Origin of the sequence: Micromonospora sp. LOL_021 (assembly GCF_048060215.1) — a bacterium.
Taxonomy (GTDB): Bacteria; Actinomycetota; Actinomycetes; order Mycobacteriales; family Micromonosporaceae; genus Micromonospora_E.
In genome coordinates this window covers 21,315-37,482 of the sequence record NZ_JBHMIN010000016.1, presented here as the reverse complement: position 1 = coordinate 37,482, position 16,168 = coordinate 21,315, and the positions used below count along the sequence as shown (strand labels likewise).

The window sequence follows — 16,168 nt, the reverse complement described above, 5'->3', positions numbered from 1 at the left end:
TTGGTGGCCCGCATCAAACTACGATCCGGGTCAGTCCTGGGCCGGAACGAGGACCGGCTTGACCCGGCGATCCCGGTTCACCACCTGCTCAATAGTCGCCTCGATCAACATGTTCGTCCGCTCGTCATCCCGCAAAAGACCCCCAAACGCCTCCTCGGCAAAATCCAACTTCCGCTCCTGCGTCAACTCCCCACCCGACCGCAACACCAGATCCGGCCGATCCACGACCACCTGACGCACAGCCTTCCTGAACGCCGACAACGCATGATCCACCGCAGCCTCATCAAACGCCATCGTCACCAACTGCGTACCAGAATCCTCGAAATAGACCCCGTACTCATGCGCCGTCCGATAAATCTCCCAACCCAGATCATCATTCGGCAAAACCACATCAAACATCAACTCCGGCCCACCAACCCAATTCGGAATACCCTCCCCAACCAGAACCTCCCGCATACCATCCGCCAACCGCCGTCCCATCGCCTCAGCATTCCCATAAACACCCGGAGTGTCCAGAACATCCAACACCGCCAACGCAGCCGCCATCGGCGGGACCTCACGCGTGTACGTACCCTGAATACCCGACACATCGTACGCGTCAATGATGTCCCGCCGACCCATCACCGCAGCCAACGAATGACCATTCGCCAACCCCTTACTCACCACCACCACGTCCGCCGGCACCCCCAACCCGTGCACACCCTTCGGACCCGCCCGGAACCCCGTATACACCTCATCCATCATGAACGGCACACCATAGCGCCCACACAACGCCGACATCCGACGATAAAACTCAACATCGAAATACAACAACTCCGGCGAGACAAGCACCCCCGCCACCTCATCACCAAAGGCCTCCAACATCCTCCCCAAGGCCTTTTCGTTGTACCCGAAACCCACCACACCAGTCGTCTGCTGATAACCAAAAAGCTCCGACGCCAACTGCCACTCATGCCACCCGTGATACCCACAAGACAAAACCAGCTCCCGACCCGTCGCAGCCCGAGCCAGCCGAACCGCCATCGCAGTCCCCTCGGAACCAGTCTTGTGGAACACCACCTTCTCCGCACAGGAATACCGCTCGCACAACCGCTCCGCCAACTCCACCCGCGGCACCGACAACGTCGAAGCAAACGCCGTACCAAAATCCCGAATCTGCCGAACCATAGCCTCAACCACCGCAGGATGACGGTGTCCGAGAATGATAGTCCCACTAGCGGCGGTAAGGTCGACCATCCGGTTTCCCTCCAGATCAGTCAACCACGCGCCCTCGCCCGACCGAATCATAGCCGAGAAGCGGGTTTCGATATCGTACTTCTCCGCCGCGGTGACCCGGCGGGCACGCTCCACCAGCTCTTGGTTCGTCAAGTTGGCAGGCTTCATGAATCGTATACCTTCTCTCGCCGATTCGACTCGAGTCCAAGAGATAACTGTGATCGACGCCGGCCTGTGTGCGTCGGTTACCAGACGGGTCTGTCTGACAGTCGGCGATCATCAGCCACCCAGGAACACCGTTGGCATCAGTATATGTCACGGCAACCGCACAGGGAACAATTTTTTCACGTTCGACATCAACGCTGCGGCGACTCCGTGGACAAGCATGGTCGCCCTCGGCAAGCCGAGCTGGGTCGAACCGTCTGTCGCGACTCGAACGGTTCACCAACCCTGCGGCAAGGCCCGAGGTGTATTTCAATAGTCTGTGGGTCAGGAAGCAGCGACCTCGGCCGGGATTGGGTCGGCTTCCTTCCGTCCCCGGTCGAGCAGTTCAACGAAGCGACGCTGAATTCGACCGATCCGCTCATCGTCGGTTGGCCGGATAACGAACGAACATCCTTCGACGTCGCCGGCTGTCTGCGCCCCCACCTGGTTACTGACCTGCGCCTCGCCGGTGTACAAAGCGATGGCGGCGGCGATCATGTCACCCGCGAATCGACAGAACTGGTCGGCACCCGCGCCCCTGTCGGGGTCCGCGACGTGCTGCATCACGCAGACACATCCCAGCGGATGGCTCAGCGCCAGCAGTCCGTCGACCCTCTCCTGGACCGCCCGCACGGTGGCCGGCAGCTCCTCCGGGCTCGCCGGATCCAACTGGGCCATGCTGTGTTCGACCAGCCGCTCGCCGGCCTCCGTGACGGTGACCGGCCCCTGTTCACGGCGCTCCGCCCCTTCGACGACATACTTCGGCCAAAGCGCCATGGCCAGAGTTCCGACCCACACGGTATACAATTCGTCTGCTGCTAGGACACCGTTGGCGAAGGCAAAATTGAACTGGTCGAACAACGCTGGATCGGTCAGTGGGTCGACGATGCCCCGCGATAGGCATGTCTGGTAGTCAGGGGACCCGTAGATCGGATAAAACGGGTTGGTCCAGAAGTCGACCCCGGCCAGCACTAGGTTCACGGCATCTTGAATGATCGCGTCGAGACTCTGGTCGGGCAGTCCGACAATGATCGCCGCACTCGCACTCAATCCGAACTTCTCGAACAGGGCAACCCCGGCGGAGACCTTGTCCAGCGAGGTGAATCCCTTGCGCATCTTTCGCAATCGAGCTGCGTCGGTGGTCTCCAACCCGAGAAAGAGGTCGTCGAAGCCCGCCGAGACCATGCTTTCCACCAGGTCCTCAGTGAGTTTCACGACAGTCATGCCGTTCGGCAAGCTAAGGCGGATGTCGAGGCCCCGCCGGACGATCTCCCGGCAGATGGCGTGGACCCGCCCGATGTCAAAGGTGAAGTTGTCGTCCTCCACCAGGAACCGACGGATCCCGTACACATTGACGTAGTGCTCAATCTCGTCGACTACGCGCTCGGGGTCTCGGGCCCGGAACTGCTTGCCGACCGTTGCGTGCACAGTGCAGAACGAGCAAGAAAACGGGCAGCCTCGGCTCGTGATAAGGGTGACCGCAGCACCGTACCGGTCGAAGTCCAGCTGGTCTGCGGCTGGTGGCGCGAGCGAGTCGAGATCCGCGACAAACGGTGCCCGCGGACGCACATGCGGCGGGCCGGCCGTCGCGCACCCGCAGAGCGCCTCGCCACAGCGAAACGCCACCCCGAGCATCTCGGTCAAGGGCCGCCCGGCGGTCAACGCGTCCAGCAGCTCGACCGTTGTCACCTCGGCTTCGCCGAGCATCACCACGTCGATCTCAGGAACTTCTAGGACGTGCGGGAAGGCGACGGTGCCGTGCTGCCCACCAAGAATGACCTTTGCGTGCGGCAGGACCCGCTTTGCCATTTTCGCCAGCTCGTAGGCGCTCTCGTAGTACGGAGTGAACATGCATGAAATGCCGACAACGTCCGCGTTACTGGCGGCGAGGGCCGCTTCGATACGCTCCGGTCGGGCGCCCCAGTGCATAATGTGCTGCCACCGCGGATGGCGGTCTAGCTTCGCCTGCTCGATCGCGGTCAGGTCGTCGGGCGGAACGACGTGGTTGTCCTCGGTAAAAGCCAAAGAGTCGAAGATCTCCGTGTCGTGGCCGGCCGCACGCAGCGCTCCCGACACGTAGGCTAGACCGATAGGGACGTGACGTCCGATTTCTACCATGCATCCACGGATCGGCGGCTTAACGAGGAATACTTTCATTTGGTCACCTTCCATAATAGAAGGCGCTGGCCACCAGCGCGTTTGCCAGATCGCGCCGCGCCCCCGCTACATGATAATCGACACTGCGACCGAGGCAAATGCCCAAGTAGACCTGGCTCTGCGTATAGCTACACAGTGGACAAGCTGGAGCACAATAGCGGACAGTCACCAGACACCGCCCCTAGGATGCCACTCTGCGGCAAGCGCTCGCGGTTTGCCAATTTGGCCCCTATGATTTCGAGGTGTCGCCCACAACCGGCCGAGGGGCGCAGGACGAGCCGGAGGTCACCCTGATGAGAATAGCCAATGCTGATGGTTGCACGCCGTACGAAGTGGCTCGGAACCTCACCCTCGTCCGAGGGGAGGGAGCGTACGTGTACGACGCGGCAGGTCGTGGCCTCGTCGATCTCTCCAACTCCTTCGGCAGCGTGTTGCTCGGGCATCAGGACCCCGTGGTCACCTCCGCAGTCCTGGCGGCGGTACGCACCGGTCTGCCAGCGGCCGCCTCACTGGACCTGCAGAACCGGCTAGCCGAGCAGATCGCCGGAGACCTCCCCGGTGAGCAGCGCGTGGCGTTCTTCAAGACCGGCACGGCGGCGACCCGGGCAGCCGCTTCGGCCGCGCGTCAGGTCACCGGCCGCCGGCTGATTGCCAGCTGCGGCTACCACGGTTACGACCTGATGTGGGAGTTCACCCCGCCGGGCCAGCCGAACTCGGAAGGCGTGCTGCACTGCTACCACCTGCCTGAACTGCTCGACAAGGTGCTCGACGAGTACGCGGACGAACTCGCCGCGGTCATCATCGCACCGGACTACATCCATGTCTCGCCGCAGTACATCGCCGAGCTGTTCCACCGATGCCAGCGGGCCGGGGTGGTGACCATCGCCGACGAGGTGAAGCACGGTTACCGCATGCTCCGAGGCGCCTCAGTCAACGGAGCCGGGGTCCAAGCCGACATCTACACCTACGCCAAGGGCATCAGCAACGGCTGGCCATTGTCCTGCGTGGCTGGGGATGAACGCTTCATGGACCCGCTCGCCGAGTTCGTCTCGACCCTCACCTTCGAGACCCCCAGCTTCGCGGCCGCCGCGGCCACCCTCGACCGGCTGACTGAGCTGGACGTCCAGGCCCGCCTTGGCGCCGATGGTGGACGATTCGTGTCCGAAGCTACCAAGCTGATCGATGCTCACGACCTGCCGATCGAGATGGCCGGAACCGGTGCCGCGTTCCAGTTCGTCTGCGCTCCGGAGGTAGAGCAGATCCTCCTGCCGCACGCCTTGGCCGAAGGACTCATCCTTGAACCGTCCGACCAGCAGTATCCCTCGGCATGCTTCCGGGACGAGGTAGTCGACGACGCGCTCGACAGGCTCGGCCGCGCGCTCACGGCGATGGTGGCTTCCCGGCCCGACCTCGTCGGGCGGGAGGTCACCCAGCTCGACCGGGTGCAGTCGGCCTTCTGCCAGATGGACGGGCTCCCGGGGCGGCCGAACGGTTGGAGCTTGGCTGAGTGTGTGGACTACGTGACCGGCCAGCTTTGAGTGAACCTGGTAGGCACCGGTGACACCCGACGGCTAGTCAATCGCCCTTCGCACCATCGATGCTCTGCCTGATGAGGTCCGCGTGGCCGTTGTGTCGTGCGTACTCCTCAAGGATGTGCACCACCGTGGTCCGCAGGTTACGTACCTCGCCCTCGTCCTCGTACGTCTCATCCAGGCTGCGCAGCGTGAAGGCCTTGCGGGTCAGCTCCACTTCCTGTAGGTAAAGCTCGAAGTCGGCCTGCACGTCCGCCGTGGCGGCGTCGTCGAAGGCGGCGTCCGGACGCTCCTCCGTGGAGTACGGATCGTCGATTGTCTCCCCGGAAAAGAGGCTACGTAGCCACCGCTCCAGTTCGGTCATGTGACGCAGCAGACCGAGCAGGGTCAGATCGGTCACCGGGACGCTGTTGGTCGTCAGCTGCTCTGCAGTCAGGCCCGAGCACTTCAGCAGCAGAGTGTCCCGGTGGTAGTCGAGCCATCCCGCCAGTACGGTGGCCTCGTCGCCCGATGCGGGATCTGGCTTCCGGTCGACGGTAGGTGCGGTCCAGGTCATGCGATGGTCCTTTCGATGTCTGGTTGGGAGATGCGGGCTAGCCAGCGGCTAGTTTGCTGCTACGAAAAAGTCGGAAACGGCAAGACCCGGGCGGTACCGTCCTGGCTGGCCGTGACGATGCGGGTGCCGGTCCGGTCGAAGGCGACGTTCCACACCGGCATGGTGTGCCCGGTCGTCAACTGCCCGACCTCTCGCCCACTCCCGACCTCCCAGACCCGTACGGTGCAGTCCTCGGCTGCGCTGACGAGCAAGAGACCATCCGGATGGAACGCCACGCCGTCCACCGCGTCGGTGTGCCCGACCAGCGGGTCGACCGCCGGCCCGTCCACCGAGTAGTCCCAGATCCGAACAGTTCGGTCGTCGGATCCGCTGGCCAGAAGCCGTCCGTCAGGGCTGAACGCGACGCTGACCGTACCCTTCGAGTGGCCGACCAGCGGTTTGCCGACTAGACAGCCGGTGGCGGTGTCATACAACCGAAGTGCGTCGCCGGTCGATGCGATCAGGTGGCCGTCCGGGTGAAAGGCCACCCCGTCGATCTCGTCTCGGCTCGCGGTCAACGGGCTCCCCACCGGGTCGCCACCAGGGACCCCCCAGAGCCGTACGGTATGGTCTGCGCTGCCGGTGGCCAGAAGTTCTCCGGTGGGATGGAACGCCAAGCCGTAGACGCCGGCGGTGTGGCCGGTCAAGGGGCGGCCGACCTGCCGACCAGTGGTGATGTCCCATAGCCGAGCGGTCCGGTCCTCGCTCGCGCTGGCCAGCAACCTGCCATCAGGGTGGAAGGCCACCAGCCAGACCGTATCGGTGTGTCCGCCCAGCGGGCGGCCAACCGGCTCCCCGGTACCTGCGTCCCAGAGCCTGACGGTGCCGTCCTCGCCACTGGTGGCGACCAGATGATCCGCCGGGTGAAAAGCTGCGCTGATCACGCCCCGCTCATGCCCGACAAGCATCAGGGGTTCCCGGGTCGGATTTGCTGCTGCCAACTCCACCTGTCTACTCCGTCTTGACGTTAGGGCAGGGGCCCAATCGAGACTCGAACCAGGCGGGACTACTCCTCGCGAAGATCGAAGACGACCCGGATCGTGCTACCGGTTCGGTTGATCGCCCGGTCGATGGCCGGGGAGTAGTCGTCAAGTAGGACAATGTCGGTGAGAATCCGCCGAGTATCGATCGCGCCGTCCGCGATGAGGTCCACGGCCTCGCGATACTTACCGCCCGGTCCCATCACGCCGACCATACTGGCGTACTCCAGCGGCAGCCGTGCGGTTTCCAGCGGGTGTTCGGCACCCACCTGGTAGCCCACCAGGCAGACCCGGCCGCCGGGGCGGACCAGATCGAGCGCACGGACCACCGACTTCGGATCACCGGACGCCTCGAACACGACGTCCACCTTGTCCGCGTAGCTGGTGAGTTCTGGCAGCTCGCTGGGATGGACCGAGACGACGGCTCCGCTCTCCTCGGCGACCTTGCGGCGCTCGGCGACCAGGTCAGTGACAAGCGTTACCGTTGCCCCGGCCGCGCGAGCCGCCTGGATGAGCAGCTGGCCGATACCGCCGGCGCCCAGTACGGCCACTCGCTCAGCGGGACGGAGGCTGATCCGGTCCAGCGCGTGCAAGGCGACAGCGAGCGGTTCGGCCTGGCTCGCGGCGGCCAGGTCCATCCCCTCCGGTAGCGGATAGAGGTTGGCGAGCGGGGCCGCGACGTAACCCGCGCAGCCGCCGTCCACGGTAAAGCCGATCTCGACGAGGTTCTCGCACATCACCGGTAACCCGTCCCGGCATGGCCCGCAGACCTGGCAGCCGACGATCAGATCACCCGTGACCGCACGGCCAACCCAGGATTCATGACCGTCCGGAGCGGAATCCACCACACCGGCCCACTCATGGCCGGGCACGATCGGGTACCGGTTGCCGTGCCATTTGCCACGGAACAGCCATAGGTCGCTGCCGCAGAGACAGCAGTAGTGCACCTTCACGACTGCCCAACCAGGAGGAGCCTCCGGGCGAGGAAGGTCTACAATCTGGGCCTTATGTCCACCATGGAACTGCAGCGCCCGCATCCGTCCCCCCACACGGTCGTGAGTCGATCTCTCGAACACTTTAGATGCCGGGAGATCAAGGCTCAACAGTTTCCGCACCGCAAACTGGAGCTTGACAGATGATCGAGACTCAACTAGGATTTTTCGCCAAACATATGCGGCTTTACGCCAAGTGCGTCAGGTGACCGATCCGCACCCTGGCGCCATCGCAGTTCCGGAGCAGATTCACCTGATGCCGTACCAATGATCGATAACGTCCAGTTTACGATACGACGATCGACATTGCGGCGGTTCTTGACGCACTGAACCCCTGATGAATTCCAGGACCCGAGGTCCCGGCACACCGCATCGCCGGGCAGCGGCGGCAGGGTGCCCTCGTTCCACCGGATCACGGCGAGTCGGCCGGCGTGACCCCCGCCGGCGCGCTGGCCCTGATCTGGGCTCTGGCGGCACGCTGGGTATGCTTGCCAGCTGGGTAGACCTGTGCCGATAAACGAGGGTGGAAGGTGGCGGAGCACGTGCCGACGGGGACGCGTAATGCCGTGGTGCTGCTCAGCGGCGGCCTCGACTCCACGACGGCGCTCGCGATCGCGATACACGAGGGCTACCGGGCCCACACGCTCAGTTTCCGGTACGGGCAGCGACACACCGTCGAGCTTGACGCCGCCGCCCGCGTGACGAAGGCACTCGGCGCGGCCCAACACATCGTCGCCGACATCGACCTGCGGGCCTTCGGCGGGTCGGCACTGACCGACGACGCGCTCGCGGTACCGCACCGTACCAACACCGACGAGATGGACGACACCATCCCGGTCACTTACGTGCCGGCACGCAACACGATCTTCCTGTCGTTCGCCCTGGCCTGGGCTGAGACCCTGGACGCCTCAGACATTTTTATCGGGGTGAACGCACTGGACTACAGCGGGTACCCGGACTGCCGCCCGGAGTACATAGCTGCGTACGAGACGATGGCCAATCTTGCCACCAAGGCCGGCGTCGAGGGGCAACAGCGGCTGCGCATCCACACCCCGCTGATCCGGCTGACCAAGGCCGCGATCATCCAGCGGGGTCTGGAGCTGGGTGTCGACTTCGCCTGGACACACAGCTGCTACGACCCGGTCGACGACCGGGCCTGCGGCAGTTGCGACTCCTGCCTGCTCCGTCGACGCGGTTTCGCCGAACTCGGCATGATCGACCCTGCCCTGTCCGGCAACGGATGATCGGCGTGTACCGGGTCAAGGAGATCTTCTACACGCTCCAAGGCGAGGGTACGCATGCCGGTCGCCCCGCCGTCTTCTGCCGCTTCACCAGTTGCAACCTCTGGACCGGGCGGGAACGCGATCGACATCGTGCGATTTGCCGCTTCTGTGACACCGACTTCGTCGGCACCGACGGCACCGGAGGCGGGCGATTCTCGTCCGCCGCCGATCTGGCCGCCGCCGTCGCGGAGGCTTGGCAAGGACGGGCACACCCCCGCAGCCGACGGTACGTGGTGTGCACCGGCGGCGAGCCACTGCTACAGCTGGACGAGCCGGCCGTGACCGCCCTGCACGAAGCAGGCTTCGAGGTCGCGGTCGAGACCAACGGCACTTTGCCCGCGCCTGCAGGCCTCGACTGGATATGTGTCAGTCCCAAGGCCGGCACGGAGGTGGTACTCACCCGGGGTGACGACTTGAAGCTCGTCTTCCCCCAGCCGGAGGCCGACCCGGCTCGCTTCGAGCACCTCGACTTCGGCCATTTTCTGCTGCAGCCGATGGACGGGCCGGACCGAGTCGCCAATACCGCGGCCGCAGTGCGGTACTGCCTGGAGCATCCACAGTGGCGCTTGAGTTTGCAGACTCACAAGTACATTGGGATTGCCTGATGGAGATCTTCCGGGAGTTCACCTTCGAAGCCGCGCACCGCCTGCCGTACGTGCCCGAGGGACACAAATGCGCCCGCCTGCACGGACACTCGTACCGGGTCACCGTGCACGTCAGTGGCCAGGTCGGAGCGCAGACCGGTTGGGTTATCGACTTCGGCGACCTCAAGCAGGCGTTCGCACCGGTCCGCGAGCAACTCGACCACCACTACCTCAACGAAATCGCCGGACTGGAAAATCCGACGAGCGAAGTGCTGGCCCGGTGGATCTGGCAGCGACTTGTCGGGCAGTTGCCGTTGTCGGCGGTGACGGTTCGGGAAACCTGCACGTCCGGCTGTGTCTACCGAGGCGAGGACTGAACGGGCCGGGCTCTACGGGTGGTCGGGCCACCGCAGAGGCCGGCCCGACCACCTCCAGGTTCAGACCCGGGACTCGCTCGTCCGGTCCCCTTGATCGGCGGCCATTCCGGCCTGCTCCTCAGCTGCCGCCACGGGATCTCCCGGCCGGCCGTCGCGGCTCGCCGTAGCAGCCGTTGCCGGCATTGCCTGCTCGTCCGTCTGTCCGTTGCGCGCTTCGGGTGGCATCGGATGCAGCGGACGCAGGCCGAGGATCTGCAGCCGGCCAGGAAAGACGTTCAGTCGACCGAAGTCGTCCAGACGGTTGCTGGTCCTGACGATGGACCGGCGGTGCCGTCTCGTCTCCTCGAGAATCCGTTCCCGAGCCAGCGGATCGAGCCGCCTGCCGGTCTGCGGATCGGTGCCCGCTCGGGCATGCCCCGGCTGGGCGAAGTCCGCCTCGCTAGCTCGCAGCCAGGCAGCGGTGTCCTCGCGGATGCCGTCGGCGAGTCGACGCACAGCAGTACCGTGGCTGGTCCCCTCGTCTCGCTCCTGCCAGTAGCGCAGAACCCGGTATGCGTGACCGATCATGCCGGTTGCGGAGCCCCCACTGAGCAGGAAACTGCCGTTTCCGAACGAGTCTCCGGCGACCACGCAGTTCGGGGCGACCAAGGCGTCCAGCCCGATCCGCTCTACATTGCTGACCAGCTTTGGCGTGGCGAGGCTGAGGGTACGAACAAGCTCCTGGCGGGGAATTTCGGTAAGCAGCGGCACTTGGTCCAGGAAGTAGTCCCGGATCAGGTAGCGGTGCGCTCCGAAGTACTCAGCGGAGTCCTGACGGGTGATCGCCGGCACCATGCCCGCCTGGATCGGATCGAAGGTCCGGTAGTCCGGTACCTCCAGGATCGTCCAGCCGGTTTCGCTGAAGCCGTCGTGCCCGAGCGTGATCTGCCGCACCCAGTACTCGTTGCCCTGCTTGTCGAAGGCCGAGGCTATGCGCTGACGGGAGTTCGCCCCGACGTTTACCGCGATCAGTCCGACGATGTAGTCGGCTTGAGCCACGACCGGACCACGACCGTCCTGGTGGTCGATGGTTACGATCTCCTGGGTGAACCCGAGTCGACTGGCGTCGGCACTCTCCACCCCCTCAGCGATCATGATCAGACCGGGGGTGCCGAGATCGACCGGTTCGGTACCTCGGGCTCGGATCCGTCGGTAGCTGCCCTTCTCGTCAATCTCCCGGATGGCCTCGATCTGAACCCTCAGCCGACCGTCCGAGCTTCGAACGAAACCATGGTCCTGGGTCGGTTCCCGGCGAAGCCAGCGCCGCCATCCGCTCGGCCGGCTCGGCTCTGCCACCCGGTGGTACGTGAAGAGGCGGCACCGCGGCTCCCGGCCGGCCGCCAGGTCCATCCGCTCTATCTCCTCCAGGTACCGACGTAGCATGATCAGCAGATCCTCCGCGTTGACCTGGAAGGCGGGGGACTCCGCGAAGACCTCGTCCATCTTGCGTCCGACGGTTGCCGGATCCAGGTTCAGATCCAGGGACGGCGCCGCTGGCTGCGTGACGGTGACGGCCCGATGCGGCTTTCCGTCCCTCCACCTGTCGTCCACGAACTCCGCTGTGCCGACGTGTCCCCCGACGCACGAGTCGGCCCATCCGTACAGGATCTCGTCGGCTCGGGCCTCGGCGCCGTCCTCGGCATCGGGCCGGTAGAAGATTTCGTGGAGGATGAATGGGTTCCCGTCGATCCGGCGCGGAATGCCGTCCGCGCCGTAGCGCTCCCGCATCATCCGGTCGATGACCGCGAGATGGTGGTAGAGGTCGGCCCGGACTTTCCACTGCATGAGCGTCAGGTAGGGGTCACCCCGCAGCTCGACACCAACCGCTCGCCGGCCGCTTGCGATCGACCAGAGCATCGCCATCATGTTGGTGCCGCCCAGGCCCACCGCGAGGAAGTCGGGATCGGCAGCGCCGGTCGGGTCGACCTGCCGAGTCGGCGGCGTCGATGCCGTCTCGTCCAGCGAGTCGGGCGCAGTCCTGGGTACCTCGCTCTCCACCGCGAAGGCGGCGAGCAGCATGGCTACGGCCATGGTGCCGAAACCGACCAGGAATGCCATCTGGAAACCGTCGGTCAATGCGGCAGCCGTCGTCTCACCTCGGGCGATGGCTGACTGCGTGATGTTGGCCGCTACTGGGGCCAGCACCGCCAGTCCGATCGCGGAGCCGAGCTGCTGGGTGGTGTTGAGCAGGCCGGACCGAACCCCACTGTCCTTGAGCGTGGCGTCGGCCAGGGCGATCCGCAACACGGGGGGTGTCGCAAGGCCGGAACCGGTACCGATCAGCAGCAGTGCCGGGAGTACGTCGATCCAGTAGCTGCCCTCCGTCGGGATTCGGGCCAGCAGCAGCAGACCGATGGCCATCAGGCCCATCGCGGGAAGAAGCAACGTCTTCGCGTCCCGCTTGCGGGCGAGCCGGGGAGCGATCTTCAACGAGCCGACCCCGATCGCGACAGCGGCCGGCACGAACGCGAAGCCCAGTTCCATCACCGTGAAGCCGAGGACGTTCTGCAGATAGAGGGCGCAGAGGAAGAACATGGCAGTCGGCCCGGCGACCATCAGGGCCAGGACGATGTTCGACCAGGCGACGTTACGGGCGCGAAGTATCGCGCCGGGCATCAGCGGATTCCGGGCCCGCCGCTGCCAGCGGACGAACACGGCCATCAGCAGCAGCGCCGCACCGGCGAGCAGCGTTGTCCGCGGCTCACTGAAATCGGCCTGCACGATGGCGGAGACCGCCAGCATCAACGAGCCAACCAGGGCCAACGCGCCGATCCAGTCGATCCCGTCACCGGCCGTCACGTCGCGGACGTTGTCCAGCAGCCGGACTGCCGAAAGAATGGTGATAAGCCCGATCGGAACGTTGACGAAGAAGATCCAGTGCCAGCTCAACGACGCAGTCAGCGCTGCGCCGGCCAATTGGCCGAGCGCGGCTCCGGACGCCGCCACAAAGGCGTAGAAGCCGAGTGCCCGGGCCTGTTCCCTGGGTTTCGGAAACATGGTCACGATCATGCTGAGCACGACCGCGGTGGTGAACGCGCCACCCACCCCCTGCACGAACCGTGCTCCGATCAGCACGGCCTGGTCATCCGCCAGCCCGCAGACGACCGACGCGGCGGTGAACAGGCCGAGACCGCTGAGGAAGACCCGCTTCGTGCCGATCAGGTCGCCGAGCCGGCCGGCGAAGAGCAACAGCCCACCGAAGGGAATGAGGTATGCGTTCACCACCCAGGCCAGGTCGGCCTGGGAGAATCCCAGGCCGACCTGGATGGACGGGAGGGCGACATACACCGCGGAGCCGTCGACTACGGAAATCAGCACACCTACGCAGAGCACGACCAGCGCGAGCTGCCGCTCCCGCAGGCTCCGCAGCGGCCGTGCTGTTTCACGCACGACGACCGTCTCGCCCGAACCGCCGTAGGAGTCGCCGCGGGGTTGGTTGAGCAGGCTCACGATTCCGAACCGGCCCCGACCGCGACGGTCTCCCGAATGTCGCCACCCGTCGATGCGTCATCTTCGGTTGCGGGCATGACCCGGCGCTGTTCAGGATGGGTCGTCATCAGCGGCGGTAGTTCGCTGCTGTGCAGGCGGCCGCTGCGTACCGAGAGGCGTCGCCAATCTGACGGGTCGAGCGGCACGAGCGAATGCCGGTGCCGGCGGGTCGCGTCGATCGTGTTCGCTCGTTCGCTGGAGGCACGTCCGCTTTGTTTCTCGATCTCCTTGATCCGCTCCTCGCCGAAGTTGATCGGCACGGCTTGGCTGAACTCCTGGGCACTGGCCTGGAGCCAACCGAGGGTGTCGGCCTTGATCTGGTCGGCCAAGGCCCGGATCGCCGCTGAGCGGTCCATCCCGGCGTCGCGCGCCTGCCAGTACCGCAGCACCCGGGAGCCGTGCCCCACCATGCCGGTGATCGCACCACCGCTGGTCATGAAGTGGCCGTTGCCGAAGGAGTCGCCGGCCACGACGCCGTTGGCGGCGACCAGTGCGTCGGCGCCGATCCGCTCCACCAGGCTGAACAGCTTCGGACCGTACGGAGCCTGGACCTTGTCGAGCTCCGCCACAGGGATCTCGGTGATCAGCGAAACCTGCTCCAGGTAGAACTCGCGCAACAACTGCTGATACGCGTTGAGGTACTCCTTGGCCCGTTTCGGTGTACCGGCGGGGACCAGCCCGGCCAGGATCGGATCGAAAGTCTTGAAGTCCGGCACTTGGACCAGAATCCAGCCCACCTCGGGATCGTCCTCGTGGCCTACCGCGATCTGGCGAACCCAGTACTCGTTCCCCTCGCGGTCGAACTCGGACGCGATCCGCCGCCGCAACCGGCCACCGACGTGCAACTCGAGGTAGCCTGCGAGGTAGTCGGCCTGGGCAACGACCGGCCCTCGACCGTCGTGGTGATCGACCGCGACATCCTCCTGACGGAAACCGAGGCGGTCGGCGTCACTGCTGTCGAAGCCTTGCGCGATCATGAACAACTCGGGGACGCCCAAGTCGATCAGCGGGCTGCCTGGCTTGCGGATCCGGCGGTACCGGCCGCGGTAGTCCAGTTCCTGGACCTCCTCGATGATCAGTCGTTTGCGCCCGTCGGGCAGACTGACGAACCCGTCTTCCTGCCGCATCCATTTGAGGAAGCCGTCGCCGTCTCCCTCGTCGCCGATCGCGACCCGGTGTGAGAGAAAGAGGCGTACCCGCGGCGGGACGCCTGCGGCGATGTCCATCTCCTCGATCAACTCGAGGTAGCGGCGCAGCATGATCAGCACCTCGGAGGCGCCGGCCTGGAAGGTGGATGGACCGTCGAGGACCTCGATGACATCCCGCCCGACCTTGCTCGGGTCGTGCTCGGCTGGTGGCTTGGCGGGCTGCAGAATGGTCAGCACCCGTTCCGGTTTGCCTGCCGACCACCGGTCGTCGATGAACTCGGTGTGGTGAATGAGCCCCGATACGTGCGAATCCTCGCCGCCGGCGATGATCTCGTCGGCGTACACGTCACCGGGGTCGGTGACCGCACTGTAGAACGTCTCCCGGAGCTTGAAGAGCCGACCATCGCCCTTACGGGGAATGCGCTCCTCGCCGTACCGATCCAGCATCAGTTGGTCGATGAGGCCGAGGTGATGCCAAAAGTCTTCCCGGATGTTCCAGTGGACACCGAGGGAAGGGTCGCCGCGCAGCTCGACGCCGACGCACCGGCGGCCGTTGGCGACCGACCACAACATCGCCATCATGTTGGTTCCACCGAGCCCGAGTGCGACGAAGTCCGGGTTGTGAATCCCGGTCCAGTCGACCTCGGTTTTCGTCCCACGCGACATTCGGGAACGCTCCGTCGGGTCGAGCGCGGTCGGCGGCCCTCCGCGCGACATACGTTCGACCAGGGAAGCTAATCGGAAGTTCTTCATGGCCATTTCCCTCGACTCTCGAAATCAGATGTGACCGGAACAGTCAAGAGGGCTTTCGTTGGCCAGGGCAGCGATGGCACATTTCCAAATACACCGATCGACTACCCACGGTCTACGTGCGCCCTCCGGTTCACGCACGGCACTGTGAGGCGAGCATGAATGGTGCGCTCAACGTCATGCACATGCATATCGGCGGCCAGGCAGCTCGGTACCGGCCAGCGGCATCGCCATCGGTCGATCGCATCGCCACCCAACGTTACGAGGCGTACACCCGGCCCTGACTTTAACAGCGTGATTGGGAAACGTCCACATGAGCAGTTTAGCCGGCCGACTCAACCCGGAATCGGCGATCTGCCCGCACCCACGTGGACGCGTCCGATTCCTAACGTATTCCCGACTGCTCCGGCATTCCACCATCACCGCCCTGACCCTCGCCCGCCGGGCGGTCGGCGCGTCCACCTGGCACGCTGCCATGCGGCGCGGACCGCGGGCGTCATCCACCGCGTCGACAACCGGTCGCTGCGGACGGGCGCACCGGCGGGCTACGCACAGAGACCGCGTTCCAGGCGCTAGGAGTGGCCGACGACACCGCTCACTGACCGCACAGTCCAGGCAGATGACCGGCGTCCGGGCCCGGATCGGTGCGGTCGGACCGAGGCCGCCCCGCCACCAGTGCGGATTCCACATCGTACCGAGCTTCGTCCTACTGGACTTCGTCCGTGCGCTCGAAGACGTACGGAGCCTGGCAGCAACCACCACTCCGAAAGATCCGCACCAATTTAAATCGGACGGACATACTGGCGGATATGCGCCAACCGCC

12 protein-coding genes are annotated in these 16,168 nt (G+C 65.1%); 5 read left to right on the top strand and 7 right to left on the bottom strand.

Annotation, left to right across the window (positions count from 1 at the left end):
- Window positions 1-30 precede the first annotated feature (30 nt).
- Together ACFHWT_RS13205 and ACFHWT_RS13200 are read right to left on the bottom strand one after the other, a co-directional pair.
- The gene (locus tag ACFHWT_RS13205) at window positions 31-1,383 is read right to left on the bottom strand and encodes an aminotransferase class III-fold pyridoxal phosphate-dependent enzyme (RefSeq protein WP_416594894.1); all 1,353 of its coding nucleotides are present in this window, start codon (window positions 1,381-1,383) and stop codon (window positions 31-33) included.
- A gap of 321 nt (window positions 1,384-1,704) precedes the next feature.
- Window positions 1,705-3,576 (bottom strand): B12-binding domain-containing radical SAM protein, encoded by a 1,872-nt coding sequence (locus ACFHWT_RS13200; RefSeq protein ID WP_416594893.1) that lies wholly within the window; start codon window positions 3,574-3,576, stop codon window positions 1,705-1,707.
- Between the two features lie 293 nt (window positions 3,577-3,869).
- Between ACFHWT_RS13200 and ACFHWT_RS13195 the strand changes: the two genes are divergently transcribed.
- The gene (locus ACFHWT_RS13195) at window positions 3,870-5,114 is read left to right on the top strand and encodes an aminotransferase class III-fold pyridoxal phosphate-dependent enzyme (RefSeq protein ID WP_416594961.1); all 1,245 of its coding nucleotides are present in this window, start codon (window positions 3,870-3,872) and stop codon (window positions 5,112-5,114) included.
- A gap of 37 nt (window positions 5,115-5,151) precedes the next feature.
- Here the strand turns inward: ACFHWT_RS13195 and ACFHWT_RS13190 are convergent, their stop codons facing one another.
- The 3 genes from ACFHWT_RS13190 to ACFHWT_RS13180 all read right to left on the bottom strand — a co-directional run bounded on the left by ACFHWT_RS13190 (window position 5,152) and on the right by ACFHWT_RS13180 (window position 7,720).
- Window positions 5,152-5,664 carry a DUF664 domain-containing protein gene (locus ACFHWT_RS13190; RefSeq protein WP_416594892.1) on the bottom strand — a complete coding sequence of 171 codons (513 nt, stop codon included), beginning with the start codon at window positions 5,662-5,664 and terminating at the stop codon, window positions 5,152-5,154.
- 59 nt (window positions 5,665-5,723) lie between these two features.
- On the bottom strand, window positions 5,724-6,611 hold the full coding sequence (locus ACFHWT_RS13185; RefSeq protein WP_416594891.1) for a WD40 repeat domain-containing protein: 888 nt from the start codon (window positions 6,609-6,611) through the stop codon (window positions 5,724-5,726).
- Between the two features lie 98 nt (window positions 6,612-6,709).
- Window positions 6,710-7,720: a zinc-dependent alcohol dehydrogenase gene (locus tag ACFHWT_RS13180; RefSeq protein ID WP_416594890.1), complete on the bottom strand. Its 1,011-nt coding sequence runs from the start codon at window positions 7,718-7,720 to the stop codon at window positions 6,710-6,712.
- 485 nt (window positions 7,721-8,205) lie between these two features.
- Here ACFHWT_RS13180 and queC point away from each other — a divergent pair, with 485 nt between their 5' ends.
- The 3 genes from queC to queD are packed head-to-tail and all read left to right on the top strand — an operon-like array spanning window position 8,206 to window position 9,919.
- Window positions 8,206-8,919, top strand: a complete 714-nt coding sequence (gene queC, locus ACFHWT_RS13175; RefSeq protein WP_416594889.1) for a 7-cyano-7-deazaguanine synthase QueC — start codon at window positions 8,206-8,208, stop codon at window positions 8,917-8,919.
- A complete protein-coding gene (gene queE, locus ACFHWT_RS13170) occupies window positions 8,916-9,563 on the top strand; it encodes a 7-carboxy-7-deazaguanine synthase (RefSeq protein WP_416594888.1) in 648 nt (215 codons plus the stop codon). The genes queC and queE overlap by 4 nt, the downstream gene beginning before the upstream one ends.
- Window positions 9,563-9,919 (top strand): 6-carboxytetrahydropterin synthase QueD, encoded by a 357-nt coding sequence (gene queD, locus ACFHWT_RS13165; RefSeq protein WP_416594887.1) that lies wholly within the window; start codon window positions 9,563-9,565, stop codon window positions 9,917-9,919. The genes queE and queD overlap by 1 nt, the downstream gene beginning before the upstream one ends.
- A 60-nt stretch (window positions 9,920-9,979) precedes the next feature.
- Here queD and ACFHWT_RS13160 read toward each other — a convergent pair whose 3' ends face one another.
- On the bottom strand, window positions 9,980-13,348 hold the full coding sequence (locus tag ACFHWT_RS13160) for an MFS transporter (protein WP_416594886.1): 3,369 nt from the start codon (window positions 13,346-13,348) through the stop codon (window positions 9,980-9,982).
- Window positions 13,349-13,404: 56 nt separating this feature from the next.
- A complete protein-coding gene (locus ACFHWT_RS13155) occupies window positions 13,405-14,715 on the bottom strand; it encodes a hypothetical protein (RefSeq protein ID WP_416594885.1) in 1,311 nt (436 codons plus the stop codon).
- A 75-nt stretch (window positions 14,716-14,790) separates the two neighbouring features.
- Between ACFHWT_RS13155 and ACFHWT_RS13150 the strand changes: the two genes are divergently transcribed.
- Window positions 14,791-15,333: a hypothetical protein gene (locus ACFHWT_RS13150; protein ID WP_416594884.1), complete on the top strand. Its 543-nt coding sequence runs from the start codon at window positions 14,791-14,793 to the stop codon at window positions 15,331-15,333.
- Window positions 15,334-16,168 lie beyond the last annotated feature (835 nt).